This is a genomic window from Denitratisoma oestradiolicum, from assembly GCF_902813185.1.
GTDB lineage: Bacteria > Pseudomonadota > Gammaproteobacteria > Burkholderiales > Rhodocyclaceae > Denitratisoma > Denitratisoma oestradiolicum.
Genome location: NZ_LR778301.1, coordinates 1 through 23,483 on the forward strand (window position 1 = coordinate 1; position 23,483 = coordinate 23,483).

A 23,483-nucleotide genomic window follows, 5' to 3' on the forward strand; every position below is an offset into this window, starting at 1 on the left:
TCGGCCCGTGGCACTCACACCCTTGTCCATCTTCGACGGGCGTGGATGCCGTGGTCCATCGCCTGCCGGGCATTTCCCCGAACAGATGGCCCGGGGCATCAAGCCTGCTGGCCGATCCGGTGCGGCTGGCCTCCCGCCAGGCCGCCGCCGACCGCTACCGGGCCGCCCGAGCCTGTGCTGCCCAGCGCTTCCTCCGACATCGTGGACCTTGCCAACGCCCTGCCGGAACCCGATGATTGCAGCCCATGGCTGAATCGGTGCCATTCTCGTCTCCTGGTCATCCCCGTCTTCATGAGGGCGGAAGGCCTGCCCGCCAACCTGCCCTGGCTGCTGGAACAGGCCGCCGTGCCGGGGGTGGAGTTCGAGGTCCTGGTGGTGGACGACGGCTCCCGGACGCCACTGCCGAAGCCCTTGCCACCCTGGCCTCGGCCGATGCCCGCATCCGGCCCCTCTTTTCACACTGGCTGGCAAGCGGCCATCGCGGCGGGGCTGGACCACGCGCCGGGCGAGGCCGCCATCGTCCTGGACAGCGACCGCCAGCATCCGCCGCAGATGATCCCCACCATGATCGAACGCTGGCGCCAGGGCTTACCGTGGTGGAGGCCTTCAAGCGTCACCGGGGAGAGGCCGACCTGGGCGGCGGCCTGCCGGCGGCTGTTCTATCGGCTATTCGCCCGCGCCTCGGGCATCGACCTGGCCGGACAGACCGACTTCAAGCTCCTGGACCGCAGCGTCATCGAGACGCTGAAGGCCATCCCGAACGTCGGCGCTTCTTCCGGGGCCTGGTGGCCTGGGCGGGCTATCCCAGCGCCCGCCTACCCTTTGACGTGCCGCCCCGGGTGGTGGTACCAGCCGCTGGCCCCTGGTCCGGCTGGTGCGCTACGCCGTGGACGGTCTGATGGGCTTTTCCGATCTTCCCTGCAACTCATCGGCGGTGTGGGCGCCCTGGGTGTTGGCCGTGGCGGGTTTCGCCGGCGTCGTTGCCCTCTACCAGAAGCTGGCGGGCACCGCCCTGGATGGTTTCACCACCGTCATCATCCTGCTCGCCCTGGCCAGCGGCGCCCTGATGCTGGGCCTGGGTATCGTCGGCCTCCCTGGCCCGCATCCACGAACAACTCCAGGGCCGCCCCTACCTGCTGCGCCGACCCGAGGATCGCCAGCCATGAACGCCTGGGCCTTCGCCCTGCTGGCCGTCGTCCTCAACGTTGGCGCGCAACTGGCCCTCAAGCTCGCCGACGGTCGGCTGCTGTCGCTCCCCCTGGTCGTCGCCCTGGCCTGCTACGGCGCCAGCTTCTTCCTCACCTTGAAAATCTACGCTGTCAATCCCCTGAGCCTGGCGGCCCCCCTGATGGCGGGCCTGACCTTCCTGCTCACCCCCCTGGCCGCCGTGCTGATCCTGAACGAAAGCCTTGGCCTGGCGCGGGTGGGCGGCATCGTCTGATCCTGGCCGGCATCCTCGTCCTGACGCGGGCCGGATGAAATTGGCATTCCGTGACCCGGGCCACGCGGGCCTGTCGGGCGCCCTGCTGGGAGGACTCTTTTTCCTTGGGTGTATGGCCCCATTCTCGATCCGCGCCAGATCGCCTGGCTGCTTCACGGCGACCCGGCCCAGCACTGGGCTTTGCCTTCTTCCGCCACGCCCCTGGACCTGGCCCCAGGGCCTCATCCCGGGCCTGGGGGCGGCACCAGCCTGGTCTATACCGACGCCATCCCCTCCTGGGGTTGCTGTTCAAGCCTCTCTCCCCTGGCTGCCGGCGGATTTCCAGTATTTCGGCGCCTGGATGTTGCTCTGCCACCTGCTCCACGGCGCCTTCGCCGCCCGCATCCTGACCCGCCTGGGCTGCGACGGCACCGCCCGCGCCGCCGCGACCCTGCTGCTGCTCTCCAGCCCGGCCTCCTGGCCCCGCGCCTACGGCCACGAATCCCTGATGGCCCACTGGCTGCTGTTGGCCGCCATCGACGCCTGGGTTGGCCAACTGTCCCGGCCGCCAGGGCCTGCTGCTCTGCCTGGGCGCCCTGATCCACCCTTACTGGCTGGCGCCCTGCTCCTCGCGCCCTTCGCCCTGTACCACTGGTGGCGGGCCGGCCTGTCCCCTGGTGCCACTGGCGGGAACGGCCCTGCTGCTCATCCTGCTGATGGCGGCGGCGGGCTATTCCCATCGCCCGCCCTGGTCAGTTGGCGGCGGAAGGCTACGGCCACTACTCGGCCAACCTGCTCACCTTCCTCGACCCCATGGACTGGCAGGTTTCCTGCGCCACTACGGGCGGCCCACCGATGGCACCGGGGAGTGGTCGCGTCTTCTGCCGCCCTGGGCCAGGCCACCGCCGGCCAGTACGAGGGTTTGGGCCTACCTGGGGCCGGTGTGCTGTTGCTGTTGGCCCTGGCGGCGGGCATGGCCTTGTGGCGCCGGTCCAGTGGTTCCATCGGTCCCGCCGGCAAGGCCCTGACCGCACTACTGCCCCTGGCCCTCGTCCTGTTTCCTCTACGCCCTCTCGGCCCGGGTCACCCTGGGAACCGCCGTCCTCACCGATCCCCAACTGCCGGACGGCCTCCCTCAAGCTGCTCGGCATCTTCCGCTCCACCGGTCGCTTCTGTCTGGCCCCTGGCCCTGCTGCTGCCCTGCTTGCCCTCGCCGTCCTTGCCAGCACTTTTTCCCGGCGCACCCTGGCCCTGCTGCTGGTCGGACTCTGCCTGCTGCAAGGCGCCGACCTTTCCGCCAAATGGGGCGAATTCCGCCAGCGCTTCGCCTCCGGTGGTCTTGGCCGGCTACCTGACTTCGAGGCGCCGGCTTGGCAAGCCGCCGCCCCTGTCGGCATCTGGTGGTGCTGCTGCCCCGCACCGAAGGCGAGGACTGGATCGCCCCGGCCCTCTTCGCCGCCCGCCACCGGCAAAGTCTGAACGCCGCCTATCTGGCCCGGGCCGATGAAACTGCCCGCCAGCAGGGACGAGGCCCGGCACCGGGCCGACCTGGCCGCCGGCCGGCCGGCCTCCGGCACCGCCTACTGGATTACCGACGAGGGCCGCCTACCCCGTGCCCGCCGGGCCCTGGCCAGCCGTGTCCTGCGCCTGCCCGTGCCGGTGGGCGAGGGCGGTGGCCAGATTCTGATCTCCCGGGAAAGCCCATGCTCGGCACCCTGAGACTGCTGCTGGCCCTGATGGTGGCCCTGAGCCACGCCGACGTGCGCTGGTGGGGGCTGAATCCCGGCGTCATTGCCGTCGTCGGCTTCTACGCCATTTCCGGCTATGTCATGACGGGCCTGGTGCGTCGCCACTACGCCAGCCGTGCCCTGCTGCCGCGCTTCTACGCCGACCGTGCCTTGCGCCTGCTGCCGGCCTACTACGCCGTGATCCTGGCGGCCCTGGCCTGGTACCTCTGGCACGGCCCCGACGCCCTGTTCCTGGTGCGCCTGCCCCTCTGGCGCGACCTCTTCAACCACCTGCTGATCGTGCCCCACAACTATTACATGTGGAACGACGCCGATCATTTCGTCCTCATCCCCCCGGCCTGGTCCCTGGGCTGCGAAATCCAGTTCTACCTGCTGTTTCCCTGATCCTGCTCTCCGGCGCACGCCTGCCGGTCCTGGCTTTGAGCCTGGGTGTACCTGGCGGCCTTCGTCGGCCGCCTACCCACCGAGTGGTTCGGCTATCGCCTGCTTCCCGGCGTCCTGTTCATCTTCCTGCTGGGTTCCTGGCTGGCGGACCTCCATCGCCAGGGCCGGTGGAATGCTGCTCGGCTGCTGGCCCTTGCTATCCCCATCCTCGCCGGCCTGCTGGCGGCGGTGGGCGCCGGTGCCGGCAAGACCGCCATCCCCTACAACCCGGAAACCCTGCTGGGTCTGGCCCTGGCCCTGCCCCTGCTGCACCTGCTGGCGCCCCGTCCCGGCAAGGCCTGGGACGAACGGGCCGGCGACCTCTCCTACGGCCTGTTCCTCTGCCACTTTCTGGTCTTCTGGCTCTGGCCCGGCGCCGACACCGGACCCCTGGCCCTGCGTGTCCTGGCGGCCCTGACCCTGGCCTGGCTGATCCACCGCTTCATCGAGGCACCCATTCTGGCCTGGCGCCATCGCCTGCGCGCCCCGGCCGCCGGGAGTCTGGAAAAGTGATCTGCATCACACCTATTGACGTTAAACTATTGTTTGATTGGTCTGGGTCTTCAGGTAAGCCCAAGGCGATGCCCTGGCGTTGAAGAGGATGTACCGATGGCGAGGGGCGCGTTTGTGCGCCTCCCAGCCGAGATTTCTGTAGGAACCTGCTTATGACGAGGCTTTCATCTTTCCGTGGTCTGCTCACCGGCGCCTTGGGGCGCTGGGCGGCGTTCGCCCTGCCCTTGCTGGCGGGGCTGGCCCTGCCAGCCGGCGCGGTGGAGGGCGAAGTCGTCTTCGTGCGGGGCGATGCCCGGCTCCTGCCCGCCGAGGGCCCGGCCCGCATCCTCCGGGCGGGAGACAAGATCGCGCCCGGCCAGGGCCTGCAAACCGGCAAGGACGGCTACATTCACATCCGCTTTCCCGACGGCGGCTTCGTTGGCCTGCGTCCGGCCTCCCGCTTTGCCCTGGAAGCCTACGGCGTGGACCCGGCCTCCCCCGAGGGGCTGAAGGTACGCTACCGTCTGGAGCAGGGCACGGTGCGCACCATCACCGGCAAGGCCATCGAACAGGACAAGAGCCGCTACCGCTTCAATACTCCCCTGGCTGCTATTGGTGTGAGAGGGACGGATTACGTGGTTCAGGTGACCGACAACGCGGCGCGGGCCTCCGTCAATGCCGGCACCATCGTCCTGGCACCCTTCGGCGCGGGCTGCGAGGCGGCGGCCCAGGGCCCTGCGATACCATCAACGCCCGTACCCTGGCGGCCATGGGCAACGCCTATCTCGAATACCGGGCCGGCGCCGTGGCGCCGGAAATCAAGCAGGCCGCCATGCCCAACGGCGCCCCCACCCTGCCCGAGAGAGCCCAGTCCCCAGAAGCGGGCCGAGGCCGGTGCCGCCCTGACCACCGTGGACCCGACGGCTACTGCCACCGCCAACCGCATCAACGACGTGCTCGGTGGCGAGGCCGCCAGCCGAACACCGGCGCCCCCCCCGGTGAGCGAAGTGCCCCCGTCGGTGGTGGTGCCCGAGCCTCCGCCCCAGGTGACCTGGGGCCGCTGGGCCAGTATCGCCACCCTGTCGCCCACGGTGGCCGAGCAGACGGCCAAGGGCTATGAATCCCGCCTCTCCAACCCCCTGTTCGGCCTGATGAGTTCCTCCATGCCCGAAACCTTGCCCAAACAAGGCGTGGCGGGCTTCAACCTGCGGGCCGGCGAGGCCTATCTGCGGGAGGGCGCCAGCCTCACCCCCATGGTTCTGCGCGACGCCAGCCTGACGGTGGACTTCGGCAACCGCCGCTTCGACACCCGGCTCACCGTCAGCGGCGCCGGCCTCGACCTGCCCCTGGCCGCCACCGGCAGTGTGCAATGGCAGGGCTACCTGCTGGGCGACAACGCCCGTTCCACCATGGAAGTGGTCGGCCTTCTGGCCGGTCCCGGGGCCACCGAGGCGGGCTATCTCTTCGACAAGACCCTGAGCGGCGGCGCCAGCCTTTCCGGCGCCACCGCCTGGCGCCGCTAGCCCTGTTGCGCACAGGCGCTGCTCATCGTCGCCACCTCCGACAGCCCCGTTTCGCGGGGCTGTCGTTTTTTTCGCCCCATGCCTGGGCGATGATTTTCCTTGGGGCTGGCCTGCTGATCTGCCTGCTTGGCCTGGCGTCCGCCGCTTGGGCCGATGGGGCGCCTGCCCCATCCGTCCGTCGCCAACGCCGGGCACCAGCGGCCGGCCATGGTGCCCGAGTTCACTCGGCAGCGGGTAAGCTGGGGCGAATGGGCTGCCGCCCTGCCCGAACTGATGGCCCTGGAACCCCAGGGCGCCATGGCCTGCCTACAACGCCCTGCTGGCCGAAGCAGCCTTGGCCGTCGGTGAAAACGCTCAGGCCACCCTGGCCTTGGAACGCCTGGTGCTGCTCCAGCCCGACAACGCTGGCGCCTGGCTGGACCTGGCCGTGGCCAGCCTGCAACTGGGCGACCGCGCCAATGCCCAGCGGGCACTGGACCAGGTGGAGCGGGCTTCGCCGCGCCGCCGGGCATCCGCGCCCTGATCCAGGACCTGCGGCGTCGGATGCAGGTTCAGGCCACCCTGACCGAACCGTCGCGCCACCGCCTGCGGGGTGGCCTGCTGCTCGGCCACGACAGCAACGCCAACGGCGGCCTGGCCGCCCGCAGCCTGAGCCTGACACCGGGGGCGGGAGTCATCGAGTTGCCGGTGGCCGATGACTTCCGCCCCCGCGCCGCCCCTTCTGGCTGCTGACGGGGAACTGGCCACTCGCCAGACCCTGGCCGGCCAGGCCGTGGAAGCCGTCTCGCCCTGGCCGAAAGCGCTACGACGGCCTGGGCGAATTCGACACCCGGGATATCGCCCTGGCCGGCGCCTGGCAGCGCCCCTGCTCGGCGGCCTGGGCAGTGTGTGATGGCGGAATGGCGCCGGCTGGACATGGGAGGGCAGCCCTGATCCAGGTGCCGCGTCTGCGCCTGGGCCTGGAATGGCCCCTACCCGACAGCGGCTGCCGCCTGCTGGGGGCCGTGGATGGCGAATGGCGCCATTACCGTGGCGGCCTGGCCCGCTACGATGGCCGCCTGCTCTGGGGCGAGGCCGGCACTCGCTGCCCTCTGGCCCGTGGCGCCCTGACCCTGCTGGCCCGTGCCGCCCGGGACGATGGCAGCGCCGAGCGACCGGGGGAAGACACTCGCCGCCAGGAACTGGCCCTCGCCTGGCAGGGCCCCGCCTTTCGCCGGGGCGAAGCCGTCCTCCTGGCCCAGGCGGGCCGGGCCAGGGACGAAGCCGGCTACAGCCCCCTGATCCGCAACGACGCCCGGCGTGAGATTCGCCGCTTCAGCCTGCGGGCCGAGCTGGCCTGGCCCCTCGCCGAAGCCTGGCAACTGGTGGCCGCCCTGGAGCACACCCGCCAGATTTCCAACCTGGGTCTTTTCGGCCTGGAGCAGCGCCTGCTGACGGCGGGCCTGCGCTACCAGCAATAAGGGTCCGGTGAAATGTCGGGGAAAAAGTACAAACCCGCGCCAGGGCTGAAATATATTCATGAGCTTTGTTGACAATCCAACGCAAGCCTGTGATTCTACGAAAGGTTTCCCTTTGCTTCGCGGCCCCAGTGATTCCTTAAAATGTGATGCGCATCACATTTTAAGAAGATGTATGAAGCTAGGATAGAATCCGTATGTTGTGTAAATCCAGATTCGGGGTTTGGCGGGCTTCCGCCGGGGCCTGGAGTCTTAGGTAGTTTTAGTTTCTTTTGATCCACTCTGTACAGGAGATCACACCATGGCAGTTACCGCAGCAATGCGTACCCAAGTTACCCAGCTTTATGTGGCCTTTTCGGCCGCGCGCCCGACTCCGAAGGTCTGGGCTACTGGGTCAATGAAATTTCCACCGGCGCCAAGACCCTGGTTCAAGTCGCCCAAGCGATGTACGACACCACCCCGGCCCGTACCTACTACCCGCTGTACCTGACGAACAACGAAATCGTCACCAACTTCTACACCAACGTTCTGGGCCGCACCCCGGATGCCGATGGTCTGGCCTACTGGTCTGGCCAACTCGCCACCAAGTCTGCCGGCCAAGTCATTGCCGACATGATCACGGCCGTGGTCAATTATGCGGGTACTGACGCTGCCGCCCTGACTTCCCAGACCTTGTTCAATAACAAGGAAGCAGTTGCCGAGTACTACGCCGTGACCCAGCAGGGCAGCGCCACCAACGCAACCGCTGCCATCTCCGGCGTGACCGCTACCTCCGACGTCAGCACCGACGCCGCCAAGGCTGCGATCATCACGGCTGGCACTGCCACCGTAAGCGCCCAGACCTTCACGCTCACTGCGGCTGTGGATAGTGGTCCTTCATTCGTTGGAGGATCGGGCAATGACACCTTCAATGCTTCGGTCGCCGTAAACACTGGTACGGGTGTTTATGATGTTGAAACGCTGAGTGCCCTTGATATCATCGATGGCGGTGCCGGTACGGATACCCTGAACTACACGACGGTCGGTGGTACTGCACTGCCTGCTGCAACGCTGACCAGCATCGAGCTGATTAACGTCGTCTCTGATGGTGCTGTTACTGCTGATGTCCAGAATGCTTCCAGCGTAACCACCTTGACCGCTAAGGCCGTAGCTAATGCGGTGGACATTGACACCAAGGGCAATGCGACCTCTGTGACTGTTACCGGTACAGCTACTACCGTTGCAATTGACGACAACGGCGCTACTGGCGCTGACAAACTGGCCACGGTTAGCATCACCGGTAATACCGGCAATGTGACCATTGGTGCGAATGCCTCAACCGACACGCTGACCTCGCTGACCCTGATCAATTCTGTGAATGGCGATGCCACCGTGACGGCTGCCGCTGGCACGCGTGCCTTGGCGTTGACGCTGAATGGGGTAACCGGTCCGGGCAATAACGTGGTCATTACCGATGATACGGCTACCACCTTGACCATCACTGGCACCGGTGCCCTTTCTTCTGCCATTGACCTTCAGGCGGACGCGGCGACGACGATTTCCATCGCTGCTGATGAAAAGATTACCTTCGCTGCTATTGATGCCTCCGCAGCTACGACGCTGACGGTCACCGGCGACTCGCTGGTAACCTTTACCACCAACACAGCGGCTGATCTTGGTGCTCTGACCACTGTTAATGCCTCCGGTAACACGGGTGGCTTGTCCCTTGGTACTGAGCTTGCTACCGGTGTTACCTTCACGGGCAGTTCCGCTGCTGATAGTGTTAAGCTTGGCGCTACCACGAAGACCATCACCATGGGTGATGGTAACGATACAGTAACGCTCAGCGCCAACGTGGGTACAGGAGGCACCATTGATGCAGGTGCTGGTACTGCTGACGTACTGAGCCTGACCGAAGCATTGGCTGCCAATGACAGTTTGTCTGCAAGCACTACTTTCGAAGGCAAGATTTCTGGTTTCGAAGATTGGCACTGACTACAGTCACTGGTTCAAAACAGTTGATCTGGCTAATCTGGATGACATTTCCTGGGTTACCACAACAGCGGCTACTGCTCTGACTCTGGATAAAATGACCTCGGGGGGTACGGTTCAAATAACTGCAGCCTCTACCGCGGTAACTGTAAATGTTACCGACGCTGCTCTGGGTGGTCATAACACTGATGTCCTTAACATCGAGCTCAAGGCTGCAACCAGTGGTGGAAACGTTGATTATGGTGCGCTGACGGCAGCGGCTGTCGAGACCATCAACGTTAACTCCACGCGCTCCGGCACGGTTGTGGCTGCGGATACCAACGAGATCGATCTGACTATTGCCAACGTTGTTACCCTGAACGTTACGGGTGATGTTCTTGCTGATCTTGATGGTGCAGCCCTGGCAGGTAATGCTCTGGCGACGGTCAACGCCAGCACCAACACGGGTGGTCTGAAGGTTACGGTTACTGGCGCTTCGCAGGGTATTGCGATCACCGGTAGTGCAACCAAGGCCAACACCATGGTCGGTGGTTCTGGCGGTGACGTTATCACTGGCGGCAGCGGTGTAGATACGGTTGATGGTGGCGCAGGCGACGACCAGATTTCTGGTGGTGCAGGTGCTGATGTAATCACTGGCGGTACCGGTATTGATACCATTGATCTCGGCTCCGGCGTTGCTGGCGACACCGTGAAATATGGTGCGGCAAATACGTTGCTTGCAGCCAACCGTGATGTGATCACCAACTTCACTGCTGGTGCGACTACTGCTGACACTGTTACAATTCTGGCAGCCTCAATTGTTGATACCACTGAAGCTGCTGGCGCAGGTGCCGCTACAGCCACTCAGTTCAAGACAATCAGCTCCACTTTGGCTGCAGGCGCTGCGACCTTTACGGCAACAGGGTATGATGCTGATACGGGTTGGGTAATGGAGATTGCCACCACGCTGAGTTCGAATGGCGATTTGTCCTTGACGTCTGCCGCTGGTCTTAACGGGACTGAACTGCTCAAGGCACTGTCAAGCACGACGACTGCATCGACTGGTATCGCATTTACTGATACTACAGATACCGGTGCAGAAGCCACAGCTGGATATATCATTGCATATCAAAATGACAAGGCTTATCTGTACTATGCGGCTGATGCAGATAATAGCAACAGCTATGAAGCAACTGAAATTGCGCTGATTGGTACATTTAACGGTGTCACCGCAGGTGCCTTTACGTTTGATAATATCGTTGCTGCTTAATTTCCCCTGAGACAAGTACCTGCCCTCGGGTAGGTGCTTGAGGTGGAAGCCATTGAAACCCTGTCCTTCTCACGAGGGGCAGGGTTTTCCATAAGGGACTTGCGGACACGTGCAGGGTCTTTACGGAAGAAATCACAAGGGAGCCATTGCCATCGCCAAGCCAGATCCCGCCCTGATCGCCGTGCTCATCAACCGCGAGCACAGCCGCCTGTCGAGCCAGGTCAAGACGCTGGAGAAAGTGCTGCACGCGTTGTTCTCTGACAAGGAATACCAGCGCCTGATCCAACTGGCTGCCAACTGGCGCGCTGCTGGCCTTTGACGACGGCGCCCCGAAACTGGCCGATACGCTGGAGGTGTTCATCGCCGCCTACCGGCAGCGCTCACCCGACCAGGAGGCTGCACGACGAGGTGGTCTTCAAGCCGGCGTTCACCGCATGGGCCATTGGGCGCTGGTCAAGCACTTCATCCCCGGCGTCACCGATTGCCTGGACAACTTCGGCAGCGTCCTGCCCAAGTACCGCGAAGCCTTCAAACGCCGATACGAGGCCGAGGGCAACCTGTCGGTCGAGGCGCAGTCGCAACTGCTCAAAGCCCAGTACGCCTTGATCCCCAACCGCCGTGATCCGTACCGGCACGAGGAGATGAAACGCCGAGGGCTGGTTACCGCCGACGGCATCGTGCCGATGGGCGTGAAGGAAGCGCTGGCGTTGATTGAGCGCGAGGAGGCGCAGGCTGCGCTACCGGCCAAGCGCGGTGTGGTGGCGTGGGTGGCGGATCGGTTTCGGCGCAAAGAGTGAACACGCAGGGTAGGGGCTATGGAAAGTGAACAGCTGGAAACTGAGGGTAAGGCCTCAAAATGGGAGCAAGCTCTTCAACGCTTAGAAATAACTCCGGAGCAGCGTCTCGTCATCGAGAACGCCAAAGCAAAGGAGGCAGACGATTGGTCGCTGGAAGAAGCTGATCTGATTATGCGTGTCAGCCGTGAAGCGCGTCGTCTTCAGGCCGTTGATGAATATAAGGCTCTACCGCAAGATGACCGCGAGCGGGAGCACCATCGAGTATGGCAATTGATTGGCGGATATACCGCCTTCATTGCGGCGGCCTGCCTGGCGGTAATCAGCTCTTCAAAATCTGAGGGCAGCTACGCATTCGCATTTTCGTTCTGGGTAGTCTCGCTGCCTCTTCTTTGCGGCGCAATGTTGCTGGACTACCACGTTCGAGTAAGGCAGGCGAGGCTTAACAGCAAAGTCAGGAGCTTCTTGCTGACGGTGGGCGTTTTATCAAGCCACTTAGGAACGGTGGGTATGGTGAGTACATACTCGTGGGTCGCAGCCGTCGTGTATGGGCTGTGTCCATTGTTGGTCGGCCTATATCTGCACGAAACCATCGCGCTTGGGGGCAGAAAAAACTTCGAGGATCTTTAGATTGAACGACAAGCTGTACGTCATAGGAAACGGCTTCGATCTCCATCACAGGATGCCGACCCAGTTTTCGGATTTTCGCACCTTTGCTCGAAAGGCTGCGCCAGATGTGTTCCGCGCCGTTGATGACTATGTGCCAGTGAGCGCCAACTGGTCAGACCTGGAGAATGCCCTGGCCGCCCTTGATGTCGAAACCGTCAAAGAGGACTTGAGCTGCTTCATGCCATCCTACGCTGCAGATGACTGGCGCGACTCCGGTCACCATGACTTTCAGTTTGAAGTGGATCGTGTGGTCCGCCAGCTTTCGGTAGAGCTGAGGTCGGTTTTTGCCCGATGGGTCCGGCAGATCAAAGTCCCGGATCTTGCCAATGCGCCTGGGGTCCATCGTCTGACGAGCATTGACCGCAGTGCATCTTTCTTGACGTTCAACTACACGCCCACCCTGGCTGATCTATACGGCGTGCCGCTGGAGCGAACGCTTCATATCCATGGCACGTCTTCCGATGATGACCAGGAACTGGTCCTGGGGCACGGCTGGAATTCGGCGATGCGGAAATCGCTGAATGACCGTCCAGACATCGAGGATGTGGACACCCGAATGATCGAGGCGAACCAGATCCTAGATCGGTACTTCACCGCCACCTTCAAGCCGTCAAAACAGCTGATCGCGCAGCACCAAGAATTCTTCCGCGCCTTGGACGAGGTCACGCACGTCACCGTCCTTGGGCACTCCCTTTCGAATGTGGACGCTGAGTATTTTCGGGCGCTGCTGGCGGTGCCAGCTGTGGCCTCGGCCACCTGGACGGTGGCTTGCCGCCACAGCGACGATGCTGCTGAAAAAACTCAGCGGCTCGTTAACTTGGGCTTGCCGGCAAGTCAGATCAGGGCGGTTGCATGGACCTCACTTTGATTGACCGTTAACAAAACAATTGACAGCAAACCTTCACCTTCTCTACAATCATCGTTAATAAATCACGCAACGGTTAACGATCATGGGCTTCGGCACCTTCATCCGAGAAAAACGCGAGCAGGCCAATGTGCCGATGAACGAGTTCGCTCGCAGCCTGGGCATCTCGCCGGCCTACTGGTCGCGCATCGAGCGCGAACTGGAGAAGGCGCCCAAGGATGAGCTGATCACCAAGGCTGCAGAGAAGCTCGGTCTCAACCCCGACGAGGCTTTCATCGAGGCCAGCCGCTTGCCCCCGGATATGCAGAAGGACGTCAGCACGGTCGTTCGCCTGTATCGCAAATCCCTGGGTTAAGGCGGTGACGGATGCCAGCGCTTTCCCTGCGGTATGACCATTGCTCCCTTCGCAAGCCTCGCTACCTGAACAAGTTCGCCATCGAGACCGTGGCCCGTGAGGCCAGAGCACAGCTTTTGTCTCCTGGCGCGGATGCGCTGACACTGGCGCAACTGGCGGCCATCTCCGATCTGACCATCAACGGCCTGCCGTACCAACTGTGGGTCAGTCTGGATCATCCCGTCACCGATGAGGATGGTCTGCCCGTATTGGGCCTGTGCGAGTTCGACCCAGATTGCGGCGAAGACGCCGTCTCCGTGCTGGTCTCACCGGTCGGCGAGCAACTCACGCCCGAGCTGGCGCTGTCCACCTTCGCCCACGAACTGGGCCACGCCATCTTCGACGCCCCGGCCTGGCTGATTGCTGCCAAGCAAGGGCCGGGATTGTTCGACGAACCGGATACCAGTCAGCGCCGTGCTTACCGCACGGCCACGCCGGATGCTGAACACCTGGGCGCCACGGCGCAGCCGCAAAACACCGCCCTCGAGAAAGAAATCCGCATCGCCGAGTTCCGCGCCAACGAGTTCATGGGCTCGCTGCTGGTGCCGCGCGACCGCCTGGTCGAGCTGGCTGTGGCCCGTGCGCCGGACTTCGATGTCGGCATTGAGCGCGATGGCGGCCTGTCTGAGGAACTGCACGCCGCTACACCTCGGCTGATCGAGCAAGGTACCTTCGGCTTCGTCGGTATGGAAAACCTCCAGCGCGAACTGGCCGCCACCTTCGGCGTGAACCCCAAATTCATCCGTGTGCGGATGGAACGCTACGGGCTGCTGCCCACTCTGCCTGGTAGAGGACAAGCATGAGTCACTGATCGGATGCGCAACACGCCGGCCGGGTGCCGGCATTTTTTGAGCACTGATATTAATAGTTCGCGCAACAGTTTAATTAAACGCCACTCGTAAAGGAGAACAAGAATGGCAGAAGTCGACGTGATGGATACCCGTGAGTCAGATCCGACGGCCCTCGCCGCAGAGGCGACTGCTGCGGGTGGCGGCAAACCACGCAAGCCACGGGCCACCGATGGTGGGCCGGAGATCCTGCCCGACATGGGGCACTACGTGACCCTGGTGCGCAAGATCAAGCATCGCGCGCTGGTGGCGCAGTGGCTACAGCACCTGCACCCTGAGGAGCTACCCGGCATCGAGTGGGAGCACAAGGTCTGCACCAGCTACAAGCAGAGCCTGTTCACCGTGGTCGCGGGCCTATCCGGTGCCATCCGTCAGCGGCTGGAGGAAGCCGCACAGCGCGTCCTGCTGCTGTCGGATGACTTTGGGTGCGAGGCCGTCAAATCGCTGCTGAGCGAAGACGACGAGACTGAGCAACAGGCGGTGGCGGTCGCCGGCGACAAGTACGGCCGGGCGCTCTACCTGTACCTGTGCCGCCTGGCGGACGACAAGGACCGCCGGTTTGAGCAGGCCGAAACCGCCCGGCAGCAGAACAAGCAGTGGAAGTCCGAAGCCTACGCCAGCCACTTCCGGGGGCCGAAGGCGGTCGATATCACCTTGGACGACACGCTCAAGGACAAACTCAAGGTGGCGATTGCCGTCATCTACTCGCAGGCACCGCTGCACGATGTGGTCATCGAGCATTTCCAGCGCCGCGACCTGACCCAGGCCGAGGACCGTGGCGGTGAGGACGAGTCGGCTCCGGTCTGGTTGCACACCATCGTGGTCGGCTTCAACGGCAAGGAAACCCACTGGGACAAGATCGTCGACGGCGAGGTGACCACGCGCCACGATCAGGCCCTGCAGCGCATCACCTTCTCGTATGAGCCGAGCACCGGCGCGCTGTCGGTGTTCTGCGATGACCGGAATGCCCGCCAGGAACTCGCCAAAGCCCTGCGCGATGTGGTGCTGGCCAGCGACACTGAAATCGCCGAGATGCCGCTGCGCGAGTTCAGCCTGAAGGCCTTCGGCAGCGCCGAGGTGTTCAACCTGCTCAAACCCGAACCCGGCGACGGCATCGAGCGCATCAGCATCAACCTGATCAAGGTAGCCAAGCGTCTCGAACAACAGGGCGAAGACGGCACGCTGGAAGTTACGAGCGGCATGACCATCCACCGCGACCGCCGTGATCAGCGCGATGTCTATCGCGTGGCCCGGAAGACTACAAACAGAACGATCTCAGCGGGTTTAACTTGGTGCAGGTCAAGCTGGTGCTGCGCATTGCAAAGCAAAAGGACCGTCGCGCCCACAATATCGTCGTGCAGATCACTGCGCCCAACGGCCTGAACGACAACGCCAAGACCGAGGATGAACGCCAGCTGGTGATGCGCCTGCTGAAACGCTGGCACATCGTCACCGAGTTCTGAGGAGGCTGCCGATGCTGACAGAGACGCTGCAACGGCTGGAGCGATTGGACGGGATGGACAGCACGCTGTTCGGCAGAGAACTGCTGAGCTTTGGCCGCTTGCTGCTGGACAGGGGTTGGATCGCCGCCATTGGTTACTTCAGCCACATCGATGTCGAGGTGATGGACGATATCTTCGAGGAGGTGGAGGTCACGGTCGATGAGGCAGCGGGCCGCTACACCTACCCGCACCCATTCCGGCGCAAAGTGATCCTGAGCGGTTCCTTGCACGAGGTCACCCGCTACCGTTTCCAGCGCGAGCCCTTCTTTGACCACCTGGCCACCCTGCTGGGCATCGAGCCCCGGTTTGCCGTGCGCCGGCGTTGCCTGGTCGAGCATCACCTCTGGTATCTGGGTGACCTCCGTGTCGGCAACCGCCATGCGTTTGCGCCGATGTTCTTCGGGCGACGGCTCAGGATGCACCAGTTGAGCAGGTCACCTCGGCCTTGTCCGACCCGGCGTTCGGCACGGGTGGCGTGGTGCTGGCACTGAAAGATCCGAAGCTGGCCTTGCCCAACGGACACCAGGTGCGTGCCGTGGCCGATCTGCTGGTCGTGGAGGACGGCGTGGAGCAGTTCGATCTGCCGGTGCTGGAGCGGATTCTGGTAAGTCGGCACGCCGCGCCTGAATTGGCCGAGCTGGTCATCGAATGCGCGCCGGACGGCTCCTGGCTTCGGGTGGGGGACCGAGAGTTGCGCAACATCCGAGGGCAACAGCAGGACTTCGTGCTCACGATGGTCGATGCCTACAAGAAGGGCAACCGACGGCCGAAAGTCGAATGGGCCTTCCGGGTCGCAGGCTACGGCGAGGGCACCTACGACCTGCGGCACATCACGCGCCGCAAGGAGTTCTTCGATTTCTTCGCCCAAGGAGGGGGCGAGTGCTGGATCGTCACCGAGCATTGAAGACGGCCGCACCGCACGGCCAACTTCCAATGTTCTTCCAATAAACGTCCCCTGCTACTTCCAATACCGCATGACAAGAATGGGTAACTCCTTAACCACCAAGGAGTTGAGAAATGCAAACCCATTCTTCGGCCCTCGCGGCCACCCCACAACCGGCAGCCACCGTCCTCGACATCGGCAGTCTTCCCTCCAACTCGAAGACCTCACCCGCGAGCGCATCAAGGCTGCCCAAGCCGGCACTGCAGGAACTCTCCGTCCTACTCGCCGAAATGGACTTATGTCTGCGCCACGCCCGTGAGCAGCTGACCGCTGCGCTCGATGAGCTCTACGGCGACGCTGCCCGTGCGCAACTGCTCGACGCCGGCAAGGATACCGGTACCACGCACCTGACCGACGGCGATCTGGCCATCACGGTCGAGATCAAGAAGTCGGTGTCCTGGGATCAGGGTGAACTGGCCGCCATCGCGCAGCGCATCGCCAGCAACGGCGACGACCCAGCGGAATACATCGACGTGAAGTATTCGGTGTCGGAGCGCAAGTTCGCCGCCTGGCCCGAAACCCTGCGCCGTCCCTTTGAGGCTGCCCGCACCCTCAAACCCGCCAAGCCGGCCTTCCGCCTGGCAATCGTTGGGGAGGGCAAGTGATGGCACTCCCGATCATCAGCGCTGACCAGCGATTGTCAGAAAAACGCTGCGCCAAGGTGGCCCTCGTTGGTGTGCCGGGCGCGGGCAAGACCTCCCAAATTCGCACGGTCGATGCCGAGCGCACCTTGCTGGTGGACACCGAAGCCGGCGATCTGTCCATCCTCGATTGGGCCGGCGACACCCTGCGCCCGCGCACCTGGCCGGAGTTCAAGGACCTGGTGGTGTTCCTCGCCGGGCCGAGCCCAAGTGCGTCACCCGAGCAGGCCTTTTCACAGGCGCACTTCGACCACGTCTGCCAGAAGTACGGCGATCCGGCGCAACTGGCCAAGTACGACACCTACTTCGTCGATTCCTTGACCGTGCTCTCGCGGATGTGCCTGGCCTGGTGCAAGACCCAGCCGGCGGCCTTCTCCGAGAAGACCGGCAAGCCCGACACCCGGGGCGCCTATGGCCTCTTGGGCACCGAAATGATCGGTGCGCTCACGCACCTGCAGCACGTGCGGGACAAGCACGTCATCTACGTCTGCATCTTGGAAGAGAAGCTGGACGACTTCAACCGTCGCGTCTACCAACTGCAACTCGAAGGCGCCAAGACATCGGCCGAATTGCCGGGCGTGCTCGATGAAGTGATCACGCTGGCCATCTTGAAGGCCGACGACGGCACGCCGTACCGCGCCTTCGTCACCGGTGCGGACAACGCCTGGGGCTTCCCGAGCAAGGACCGCAGCGGTCGGCTCGACCCCATCGAAGAACCCCACCTCGGAAAGCTCATCGCCAAGTGCCTCGGCCGCGACGCCATCGCACGCCCGGCTGCACCTGCCACCGCTTTCTCGAGCGCCAGCACCCCATCCCCCGATTTCCACGCATCCCAGGAGTAAGCCGCCATGTCCAACTGGAACGACTTCAACGACGCTGAACAGCAGCAGTCCTTCGACCTCATCCCGCGCAACACGGCTGCCAAGCTGCGCCTGACCATCAAGCCGGGTGGCTTTGATGACCCGGCACAGGGCTGGACCGGCGGCTGGGCCACCCAGAGTTTCGAGACCGGTGCGGTTTACCTCGCCTGCGAGGGCGTGGTGATGGAAGGCCCGTTTGCCAAACGCAAGATCTGGTGGAACGTCGGTCTGCACAGCGCCAAGGGGCCGACCTGGGGGAACATGGGCCGGACCTTCATCCGGGCAGCGCTCAACTCCGCGCGCAATGTCCATCCGGCCGACAACAGCCCGCAAGCGCAGGCGGCCCGCCGCATTGCCGGCTTCGGTGACCTCGATGGCCTGGAGTTTGCCGCCCGCATCGACATCGAGAAGGATGGCCGGGGCGAGGACCGCAACACCATCAAGGCCGCCATCGAGCCAGACCACAAGGACTACGCCCTGGTCATGGGCGTGATGCCCAAGGGCAATCCCGGTGGCAACTCCGGTGCGCCGGCAGCGGTCGCTGCACCCAGCTACACGCCACCGGCTGCTGCCGCACGTCCTGCCCCATCCACCGTCCCCAGCGGCAAACCCGCCTGGGCGCAATAAGGGAGGGCGTGACGATGATGAGCACACCTATTCTCACGACCAGCCATTACGGCGTGGTGCGTTTTGGTGACCTGGCGGTGGAAGCCGTGGTGCTGGAAGACGGCACCCGGGGCTATGTGCAGCGCCAGTTGGCCACCGCCATCGGCCTGCACGAATCGCGCCGGGGCAGCCAACTCAAAACCTTGCTGTCCGATGTCGCCCCCGGCGCAGCGGAGGTCCTGCAGGAGAACGCCTGCAGCATCCGCCTGCCCTCGGGGCAGACTACGGCGTTCTTCCCGGCCGGGGTGATCAGCGAGGTCGCCTCTGGCGTGATCGACGCCGCGCTCGAAGGCCGTCTGCACCGCAAACGCCAGCACCTGGTGCCCAACTGCCAGCGCATCCTGAAGGCGCTGGCCAAGTCTGGCGAAGTCGCCTTGATCGACGAGGCTACCGGCTACCAGTACCACCGTGCCCCCGATGCCTTGCAGGCCTTGATCTCGCGCTTGCTGCGTGAGCGCGTGGCCAGCTGGGAGCGGCGCTTCACCCCCGACTACTACCGGGCGCTGTTTCGCCTGTTCGGCTGGCACTACCAGGGCCATCAGCAAAACCCGCCGGCGGTGATCGGCCAGATCACCCTACGCTGGGTGTACGACGTGATCATGCCCCGCGAAATCATCGAGGAGATCAGGAGCCGCAAGCGCCTCTCAGACAAGGCCCATCAGTGGCTCTCCGAAGGCGGTCTCGCCCTCCTGGAAAAACAGATCCACGCGGTGACCATGATTGCGCGCTCGTCGATGACCTACCGGGACTTCGATACCCGCTGCGCCACGGCGTTTGGCAGCCAGCCGCTGCAGATGACCCTCTTCATCGGTGCGCTGGAGGGAGGGCAATGAATGGCCGGGCAGTGTTGGGTCTGCAAGCGGCAGGCCCGTGGCCTCGGCCACAGCGACAACCGCTTCAAGGTCGGCGAATCCCGTCGGTACCCGATGGACTGGGTCTTTTGCAGCCGCCAATGCCAGGACGCGTTTCACGCGCTCTACGGCCAGTGGCTGCGAACCGACCCCAGGCAGGAGGACGTGCTCATGGTTGACCCGACCGAATTCGAGCGCGCGGCGATGCGCGCTTGCCTGAGGTTCTTCGGCGAGGCCGCCGGTGAGATCGGCTTTGACAAGCCGCTGGGTCACTACAGCGAGGCCGAAGCCTTGCAGGTGATCGAGGCGATTGTGACCGGCTGGACGGAGGCCATGGCGGCGCACCACCAGCAGGCGAAGTATCCGCCGGTGCGGGGGCTCGCCCCCTATGAGACACAGGCGCCGCAGCCGGTGGCCACGTTGGAGCCAGCCTCGGCAACGATCACCTTCGATCCGGCGAATCCCTTCGCTGATCTGGAGGACGACCTGCCGTGGGAGACCGGGGAGGCAGTGGCGGCCAAGGCCACCCGGCGTGGGAGGGCGAAGTGATGTTGGACTTCAATCATCGCCCCGCCTTCCACGAGCGGGTAACGGGCTTCATCGATGCGGCGCTGGATGTTGAACGTGCCGGGCAGACCCCGCGTGACTACCTTGGTGCTTCCCGTCTGGGCGTGGCCTGTGAACGTGCGTTGCAGTACGAGTACGCCGGTGCGCCGGTCGATCCCGGCCGGGGATTTTCTGGCCGCATCCTGCGGGTGTTCGAGGTCGGCCATGCGCTGGAAGACCTGGCCGTGCGCTGGCTGCGCATGGCGGGCTTCGAATTGCACAACCAGAAGGCCAACGGCGGCCAGTTTGGCTTTTCGGTGGCGGGTGGCCGGATCAAGGGCCACGTCGACGGGATCATCACGGCGGCACCACCAGAGCTGGGACTTTCTTTCCCGATGCTCTGGGAGTGCAAGACCATGGCCGACAAGCACTGGAAGGCCTGTGTCAAGTCTGGCGTGGCGGTCACCAAGCCAGTCTATGCCGCGCAGATGGCCACTTACCAGGCCTACATGGAAGGCTCGGTCGAAGGCATCAGCCGTAATCCGGCACTCTTCACCGCCATCAACAAGGACACGCAGGAGCTGTGGTTCGAGCTGGTGCCCTTCGATGCGGGGCTGGCCCAGAAGATGTCCGACCGCGCGGTGCGGGTGATCCAGGCGACTGAGGCCGGTGAGCTCTTGCCACGCGGCTTCGCCGAGGCCAGCCACTTTGAGTGCAAGTTCTGCAGCTACGCGCAGCGTTGCTGGGGAGGTGTGTGATGAGCACAGCTTCCAAGCGCGCCAGCGCACGCAAGACCTACCGCACCGAGTGGGTGGATCGCTGGTCGCCCCCCAAACCCCTGGTCGGGCTGCAGGCCATCGAGAAGGTGCTCAATCGCCACACCTTTCTGGTGACACCGGAGTCCCGGCTGGTGGTGGCGGTGCTCGCCCGCGCCATTCACGACAGCCTGAGTTTGACCAACCGCCGGATGCGGCGCGAGGCCCGGCGCTTTCTGCTCGGGGAGGACCTCACGCTCTGGTGTGACCTGGTCGGCTTGCATCCGGACTTCGTGCGCTTCGTCGCCCGCCGCACTGGCAGAAGGTGCCGATCAAGGTGCCGGTCCTGCCGGTACCGAATGAGCCGGTGGTCAGCGCCAGCAGCGCGCCCGTGCATTCCATCACCTGCCACGCCCACAACCATCCGCCACAGGGAGGACTGATCCATGCTTGATTTCAATTCGGTGCCGCCGCAGGCCTTCCCTGTTGGTGGTGACCTCAACCAACAACGCGACGCCATCCGTGCCGATCTGCTGGCGCGGCTGGAGTCGGTGCTGATGACGCTGCTGCCGGCCGGCAAGAAGCGCGGCCAGAAATACCTGGTCGGTGATGTGCTGGGCAGTCCTGGCGACAGCCTGGAGGTGTCGCTCAAGGGGGAAACCGCTGGTCTGTGGCACGACCATGCCACGGGTGAAGGCGGTGACATCTTTGATCTGATCGCTGCCCACTATGGGCTCGACACCCAGGCAGACTTCGCCAGGGTTCTGGAGATCGCCGGGCAACTGGTGGGGCGAGCCACCAACCATCCCCCGAAGCGCAAGAAGGCGGAAGCCCCGGTCGATGAACTGGGTCCGGCCACGGCTAAGTGGGACTACCTGGATGCTGCCGGCAACCTGATCGCCTGTGTGTATCGCTACGACCCGGCACCGGGCAGGAAGGAGTTCCGCCCCTGGGATGCCAAGCGCCGCAAGATGGCCCCACCCGAGCCGCGTCCGCTCTACAACCAGCCGGGCATCGTTGCTGCCGAACAGGTGATCTTGGTCGAGGGCGAGAAGTGCGCGCAGGCCTTGATCGAAGCTGGCATTGTGGCCACCACGGCAATGCACGGCGCCAACGCGCCGGTCGACAAGACGGACTGGTCACCGCTGGCGGGCAAAGCCGTGCTCATCTGGCCCGACCGGGACAAACCGGGATTCGGGTATGCCGAGGCCGCTTCGCAAGCGGTGCTCATGGCGGGGGCCACCTCCTGCGCCATCCTGCTGCCGCCGGACGCCAAGTCGGAAGGCTGGGATGCGGCGGATGCATTGGGTGAAGGCTTCGATGTGGCGGGCTTCCTTGCCACCGGGCCGCGTATCACGGTGCAGCCCTTCGATGACGACCAGGCGCCATCGGCTCACTTCGATGCTGCCGACCATGACGAGTCTCACGACAGCGATGCCACGGTCTGGGGCACGGAGGATGCCCTGGCGGTGAGTTTTACCCGGCGCTACCAGCGCGACTGGCGCTATCGCGGCCTGGGGCAAATGGCTGATGTGGGATGGGCAGCGCTGGCGGGCCGAGGAGACCTTGGCGGCGACTGACCTGATCCGTCACGTCTGTCGCCACGCAGCAGTCCGCGCAGACAGCAGCAAGGTGGCAGCCAAGCTCGCCGCCAGCAGCACCGTGGGCGGGGTGGAACGTCTGGCCCGCACCGACCGCCGGCACGCGGCGACCACCGACGAGTGGGATGCGGACATCTGGCTCATCAACACGCCGGGTGGCGTGGTGGATCTGCGCACCGGCCGGATGCGCCCGCACGACCGTGCCGACCGGATGACCAAGATTGCTGCGGCCACCCTGGTGCCGGGCAGCAGCTGCCCCAACTGGATGCGGTTTCTGGATCAGGTCACCGGCGGCGATGCTGAGCTGCAGTCCTACCTGCAGCGGGTGTTTGGCTACTGCCTGACCGGGGCGACCAGTGAGCACGCCTTGTTCTTCCTCTACGGCACCGGCGCCAACGGCAAGTCGGTGTTCGTGAACACGCTCTTCACCCTGCTCGGGGACTATGCCGCCAACGCCCCCATGGACACCTTCATGGAAACACGCGGGGATCGGCATCCGACCGATCTAGCGGGATTGCGGGGTTCGCGCTTTGTCGGTGCCACCGAGACCGAGCAGGGTCGGCGCTGGAACGAGTCGAAGATCAAGGAGATCACCGGCGGCGACCGAGTCTCTGCACGCTTCATGCGCCAGGACTTCTTCACCTACGTGCCGCAGTTCAAGTTGGTGATCGCCGGCAACCACAAGCCGGCCATCCGCAACATCGATGAGGCGATGCGCCGGCGTCTGCACCTGATCCCCTTCACGATCACCGTGCCCCCGGAAAAGCGCGACAAGCAGCTGCAGACCAAGTTGCTGGCCGAGGCCAACGGCATCTTCAGCTGGGGCGTCGAAGGGTGCCTGGCCTGGCAGCGCGAAGGGCTGCGCCAGCCTCAATCGGTGCTGGATGCGACGGACGAGTACTTCGAAGCGGAAGACGCGCTGGGCCGCTGGCTCGAGGAATGCTGCGTGCGCCACCCCAATGCCAAGTCGCTGACCGCTGAGCTGTTCAGCGACTGGAAGCAGTGGGCGGAGGCGGCCGGGGAGTTCGTCGGCTCGCAAAAGCGCTTTGCCGATCTGCTGCTCACCCGAGGCCTGGAGAAGTGGCGCAACGGCATGGGCCTGCGGGGATTCCAGGGGGTGGGCCTCAAGGAGACCCCGAAGGACCGCTTTACGCCCTATGCCGACAACTGACCCGAACCATGAATCGACGCGGTTCTGACGGATCGGACAGACTCACTGATTTACGCCTACACGCGCGCACGCGTGAAGAGGGTAACCGGCAGAC

The 23,483-nt window shown here is 64.1% G+C and carries 30 protein-coding genes and 2 pseudogenes; all 32 read left to right on the plus strand.

Annotated elements, in window-relative coordinates:
* Nucleotides 1-236: hypothetical protein (locus DENOEST_RS20020; RefSeq protein ID WP_232096399.1), on the plus strand; the 236-nt coding region annotated here is incomplete at its 5' end.
* A pseudogene (locus DENOEST_RS20590) lies at nucleotides 202-573 on the plus strand (glycosyltransferase); the annotation flags it as partial. The gene DENOEST_RS20020 and the pseudogene DENOEST_RS20590, both read left to right, overlap by 35 nt.
* 301 nt (nucleotides 574-874) lie before the next feature.
* Nucleotides 875-1,441, plus strand: coding sequence for a DMT family transporter (locus tag DENOEST_RS00010; protein WP_183148158.1), 567 nt, complete (start codon nucleotides 875-877; stop codon nucleotides 1,439-1,441).
* Between the two features lie 112 nt (nucleotides 1,442-1,553).
* Entirely contained in the window at nucleotides 1,554-2,927 is a 1,374-nt protein-coding gene (locus tag DENOEST_RS00015; RefSeq protein WP_269475912.1) for a DUF6311 domain-containing protein, read from the plus strand.
* Nucleotides 2,924-3,139: a hypothetical protein gene (locus tag DENOEST_RS00020; RefSeq protein WP_183148160.1), complete on the plus strand. Its 216-nt coding sequence runs from the start codon at nucleotides 2,924-2,926 to the stop codon at nucleotides 3,137-3,139. The genes DENOEST_RS00015 and DENOEST_RS00020 overlap by 4 nt, the downstream gene beginning before the upstream one ends.
* 17 nt (nucleotides 3,140-3,156) lie before the next feature.
* Nucleotides 3,157-4,104 (plus strand): annotated as a pseudogene (locus DENOEST_RS20560) (acyltransferase family protein).
* A 152-nt stretch (nucleotides 4,105-4,256) separates the two neighbouring features.
* Nucleotides 4,257-5,606, plus strand: coding sequence for a FecR family protein (locus DENOEST_RS00035; RefSeq protein WP_183148163.1), 1,350 nt, complete (start codon nucleotides 4,257-4,259; stop codon nucleotides 5,604-5,606).
* A 153-nt stretch (nucleotides 5,607-5,759) separates the two neighbouring features.
* Nucleotides 5,760-5,954, plus strand: coding sequence for a hypothetical protein (locus tag DENOEST_RS00040; RefSeq protein WP_183148164.1), 195 nt, complete (start codon nucleotides 5,760-5,762; stop codon nucleotides 5,952-5,954).
* The gene (locus tag DENOEST_RS00045) at nucleotides 5,941-6,129 is read left to right on the plus strand and encodes a tetratricopeptide repeat protein (protein ID WP_183148165.1); all 189 of its coding nucleotides are present in this window, start codon (nucleotides 5,941-5,943) and stop codon (nucleotides 6,127-6,129) included. Before DENOEST_RS00040 ends, DENOEST_RS00045 begins: the two co-directional genes overlap by 14 nt.
* 20 nt (nucleotides 6,130-6,149) lie before the next feature.
* Complete coding sequence (locus DENOEST_RS00050; RefSeq protein WP_183148166.1) at nucleotides 6,150-6,338, plus strand: hypothetical protein; 189 nt, start codon at nucleotides 6,150-6,152, stop codon at nucleotides 6,336-6,338.
* Entirely contained in the window at nucleotides 6,301-6,498 is a 198-nt protein-coding gene (locus tag DENOEST_RS00055; protein ID WP_183148167.1) for a hypothetical protein, read from the plus strand. Before DENOEST_RS00050 ends, DENOEST_RS00055 begins: the two co-directional genes overlap by 38 nt.
* A gap of 7 nt (nucleotides 6,499-6,505) precedes the next feature.
* Entirely contained in the window at nucleotides 6,506-7,066 is a 561-nt protein-coding gene (locus DENOEST_RS00060; protein ID WP_183148168.1) for a hypothetical protein, read from the plus strand.
* 441 nt (nucleotides 7,067-7,507) lie between these two features.
* The gene (locus tag DENOEST_RS00065) at nucleotides 7,508-9,037 is read left to right on the plus strand and encodes a beta strand repeat-containing protein (protein WP_183148169.1); all 1,530 of its coding nucleotides are present in this window, start codon (nucleotides 7,508-7,510) and stop codon (nucleotides 9,035-9,037) included.
* Nucleotides 8,973-10,283, plus strand: a complete 1,311-nt coding sequence (locus DENOEST_RS00070) for a calcium-binding protein (RefSeq protein WP_183148170.1) — start codon at nucleotides 8,973-8,975, stop codon at nucleotides 10,281-10,283. Before DENOEST_RS00065 ends, DENOEST_RS00070 begins: the two co-directional genes overlap by 65 nt.
* Nucleotides 10,284-10,392: 109 nt before the next feature.
* Nucleotides 10,393-10,602 carry a hypothetical protein gene (locus DENOEST_RS00075; protein WP_183148171.1) on the plus strand — a complete coding sequence of 70 codons (210 nt, stop codon included), beginning with the start codon at nucleotides 10,393-10,395 and terminating at the stop codon, nucleotides 10,600-10,602.
* 34 nt (nucleotides 10,603-10,636) lie between these two features.
* Nucleotides 10,637-11,080, plus strand: coding sequence for a hypothetical protein (locus tag DENOEST_RS00080; RefSeq protein ID WP_183148172.1), 444 nt, complete (start codon nucleotides 10,637-10,639; stop codon nucleotides 11,078-11,080).
* An 18-nt stretch (nucleotides 11,081-11,098) separates the two neighbouring features.
* Complete coding sequence (locus tag DENOEST_RS00085; protein WP_145770298.1) at nucleotides 11,099-11,707, plus strand: hypothetical protein; 609 nt, start codon at nucleotides 11,099-11,101, stop codon at nucleotides 11,705-11,707.
* A gap of 1 nt (nucleotide 11,708) precedes the next feature.
* Entirely contained in the window at nucleotides 11,709-12,614 is a 906-nt protein-coding gene (locus DENOEST_RS00090; protein ID WP_211357690.1) for a bacteriophage abortive infection AbiH family protein, read from the plus strand.
* 82 nt (nucleotides 12,615-12,696) lie between these two features.
* The gene (locus tag DENOEST_RS00095) at nucleotides 12,697-12,966 is read left to right on the plus strand and encodes a helix-turn-helix domain-containing protein (RefSeq protein WP_145770296.1); all 270 of its coding nucleotides are present in this window, start codon (nucleotides 12,697-12,699) and stop codon (nucleotides 12,964-12,966) included.
* 11 nt (nucleotides 12,967-12,977) lie between these two features.
* Complete coding sequence (locus DENOEST_RS00100) at nucleotides 12,978-13,808, plus strand: hypothetical protein (RefSeq protein WP_145770295.1); 831 nt, start codon at nucleotides 12,978-12,980, stop codon at nucleotides 13,806-13,808.
* A 111-nt stretch (nucleotides 13,809-13,919) separates the two neighbouring features.
* Nucleotides 13,920-15,236, plus strand: a complete 1,317-nt coding sequence (locus DENOEST_RS00105) for a hypothetical protein (RefSeq protein ID WP_183148173.1) — start codon at nucleotides 13,920-13,922, stop codon at nucleotides 15,234-15,236.
* A gap of 91 nt (nucleotides 15,237-15,327) precedes the next feature.
* Complete coding sequence (locus DENOEST_RS00110) at nucleotides 15,328-15,846, plus strand: hypothetical protein (protein WP_183148174.1); 519 nt, start codon at nucleotides 15,328-15,330, stop codon at nucleotides 15,844-15,846.
* Entirely contained in the window at nucleotides 15,801-16,259 is a 459-nt protein-coding gene (locus DENOEST_RS00115; protein ID WP_232096400.1) for a hypothetical protein, read from the plus strand. The genes DENOEST_RS00110 and DENOEST_RS00115 overlap by 46 nt, the downstream gene beginning before the upstream one ends.
* Nucleotides 16,260-16,372: 113 nt before the next feature.
* The gene (locus tag DENOEST_RS00120; protein ID WP_183148176.1) at nucleotides 16,373-16,903 is read left to right on the plus strand and encodes a hypothetical protein; all 531 of its coding nucleotides are present in this window, start codon (nucleotides 16,373-16,375) and stop codon (nucleotides 16,901-16,903) included.
* Complete coding sequence (locus DENOEST_RS00125; RefSeq protein WP_145770291.1) at nucleotides 16,903-17,781, plus strand: ATP-binding protein; 879 nt, start codon at nucleotides 16,903-16,905, stop codon at nucleotides 17,779-17,781. Before DENOEST_RS00120 ends, DENOEST_RS00125 begins: the two co-directional genes overlap by 1 nt.
* A gap of 6 nt (nucleotides 17,782-17,787) precedes the next feature.
* Nucleotides 17,788-18,426: a hypothetical protein gene (locus tag DENOEST_RS00130; RefSeq protein ID WP_145770290.1), complete on the plus strand. Its 639-nt coding sequence runs from the start codon at nucleotides 17,788-17,790 to the stop codon at nucleotides 18,424-18,426.
* A 14-nt stretch (nucleotides 18,427-18,440) separates the two neighbouring features.
* Nucleotides 18,441-19,298: a P63C domain-containing protein gene (locus tag DENOEST_RS00135; protein WP_197970457.1), complete on the plus strand. Its 858-nt coding sequence runs from the start codon at nucleotides 18,441-18,443 to the stop codon at nucleotides 19,296-19,298.
* Nucleotides 19,299-19,865, plus strand: coding sequence for a DUF6511 domain-containing protein (locus DENOEST_RS00140; RefSeq protein WP_145770289.1), 567 nt, complete (start codon nucleotides 19,299-19,301; stop codon nucleotides 19,863-19,865).
* A complete protein-coding gene (locus DENOEST_RS00145; protein WP_145770288.1) occupies nucleotides 19,865-20,620 on the plus strand; it encodes a hypothetical protein in 756 nt (251 codons plus the stop codon). Before DENOEST_RS00140 ends, DENOEST_RS00145 begins: the two co-directional genes overlap by 1 nt.
* Nucleotides 20,620-21,060, plus strand: a complete 441-nt coding sequence (locus tag DENOEST_RS00150) for a hypothetical protein (protein ID WP_183148177.1) — start codon at nucleotides 20,620-20,622, stop codon at nucleotides 21,058-21,060. Before DENOEST_RS00145 ends, DENOEST_RS00150 begins: the two co-directional genes overlap by 1 nt.
* Before the next feature lie 3 nt (nucleotides 21,061-21,063).
* Nucleotides 21,064-22,197, plus strand: a complete 1,134-nt coding sequence (locus DENOEST_RS19850) for a hypothetical protein (protein ID WP_197970458.1) — start codon at nucleotides 21,064-21,066, stop codon at nucleotides 22,195-22,197.
* Nucleotides 22,184-23,389 carry a phage/plasmid primase, P4 family gene (locus DENOEST_RS19855; RefSeq protein WP_197970459.1) on the plus strand — a complete coding sequence of 402 codons (1,206 nt, stop codon included), beginning with the start codon at nucleotides 22,184-22,186 and terminating at the stop codon, nucleotides 23,387-23,389. Before DENOEST_RS19850 ends, DENOEST_RS19855 begins: the two co-directional genes overlap by 14 nt.
* The last annotated feature ends 94 nt before the right edge of the window (nucleotides 23,390-23,483 follow it).

What these genes read in the sequence shown, in the direction of transcription:
- DENOEST_RS00015 (WP_269475912.1), top strand. Translation starts at nt 1,554, where the DNA reads ATGGCCCCATTCTCGATCCGCGCCAGATCGCCTGGCTGCTTCACGGCG.
- DENOEST_RS00020 (WP_183148160.1), top strand. Translation starts at nt 2,924, where the DNA reads ATGAAACTGCCCGCCAGCAGGGACGAGGCCCGGCACCGGGCCGACCTG.
- DENOEST_RS00035 (WP_183148163.1), top strand. Translation starts at nt 4,257, where the DNA reads ATGACGAGGCTTTCATCTTTCCGTGGTCTGCTCACCGGCGCCTTGGGG.
- DENOEST_RS00040 (WP_183148164.1), top strand. Translation starts at nt 5,760, where the DNA reads ATGGGGCGCCTGCCCCATCCGTCCGTCGCCAACGCCGGGCACCAGCGG.
- DENOEST_RS00050 (WP_183148166.1), top strand. Translation starts at nt 6,150, where the DNA reads ATGCAGGTTCAGGCCACCCTGACCGAACCGTCGCGCCACCGCCTGCGG.
- DENOEST_RS00055 (WP_183148167.1), top strand. Translation starts at nt 6,301, where the DNA reads ATGACTTCCGCCCCCGCGCCGCCCCTTCTGGCTGCTGACGGGGAACTG.
- DENOEST_RS00060 (WP_183148168.1), top strand. Translation starts at nt 6,506, where the DNA reads ATGGCGCCGGCTGGACATGGGAGGGCAGCCCTGATCCAGGTGCCGCGT.
- DENOEST_RS00065 (WP_183148169.1), top strand. Translation starts at nt 7,508, where the DNA reads ATGTACGACACCACCCCGGCCCGTACCTACTACCCGCTGTACCTGACG.
- DENOEST_RS00070 (WP_183148170.1), top strand. Translation starts at nt 8,973, where the DNA reads ATGACAGTTTGTCTGCAAGCACTACTTTCGAAGGCAAGATTTCTGGTT.
- DENOEST_RS00085 (WP_145770298.1), top strand. Translation starts at nt 11,099, where the DNA reads ATGGAAAGTGAACAGCTGGAAACTGAGGGTAAGGCCTCAAAATGGGAG.
- DENOEST_RS00095 (WP_145770296.1), top strand. Translation starts at nt 12,697, where the DNA reads ATGGGCTTCGGCACCTTCATCCGAGAAAAACGCGAGCAGGCCAATGTG.
- DENOEST_RS00100 (WP_145770295.1), top strand. Translation starts at nt 12,978, where the DNA reads ATGCCAGCGCTTTCCCTGCGGTATGACCATTGCTCCCTTCGCAAGCCT.
- DENOEST_RS00105 (WP_183148173.1), top strand. Translation starts at nt 13,920, where the DNA reads ATGGCAGAAGTCGACGTGATGGATACCCGTGAGTCAGATCCGACGGCC.
- DENOEST_RS00110 (WP_183148174.1), top strand. Translation starts at nt 15,328, where the DNA reads ATGCTGACAGAGACGCTGCAACGGCTGGAGCGATTGGACGGGATGGAC.
- DENOEST_RS00120 (WP_183148176.1), top strand. Translation starts at nt 16,373, where the DNA reads ATGCAAACCCATTCTTCGGCCCTCGCGGCCACCCCACAACCGGCAGCC.
- DENOEST_RS00125 (WP_145770291.1), top strand. Translation starts at nt 16,903, where the DNA reads ATGGCACTCCCGATCATCAGCGCTGACCAGCGATTGTCAGAAAAACGC.
- DENOEST_RS00130 (WP_145770290.1), top strand. Translation starts at nt 17,788, where the DNA reads ATGTCCAACTGGAACGACTTCAACGACGCTGAACAGCAGCAGTCCTTC.
- DENOEST_RS00135 (WP_197970457.1), top strand. Translation starts at nt 18,441, where the DNA reads ATGATGAGCACACCTATTCTCACGACCAGCCATTACGGCGTGGTGCGT.
- DENOEST_RS00140 (WP_145770289.1), top strand. Translation starts at nt 19,299, where the DNA reads ATGGCCGGGCAGTGTTGGGTCTGCAAGCGGCAGGCCCGTGGCCTCGGC.
- DENOEST_RS00145 (WP_145770288.1), top strand. Translation starts at nt 19,865, where the DNA reads ATGTTGGACTTCAATCATCGCCCCGCCTTCCACGAGCGGGTAACGGGC.
- DENOEST_RS00150 (WP_183148177.1), top strand. Translation starts at nt 20,620, where the DNA reads ATGAGCACAGCTTCCAAGCGCGCCAGCGCACGCAAGACCTACCGCACC.
- DENOEST_RS19850 (WP_197970458.1), top strand. Translation starts at nt 21,064, where the DNA reads ATGCTTGATTTCAATTCGGTGCCGCCGCAGGCCTTCCCTGTTGGTGGT.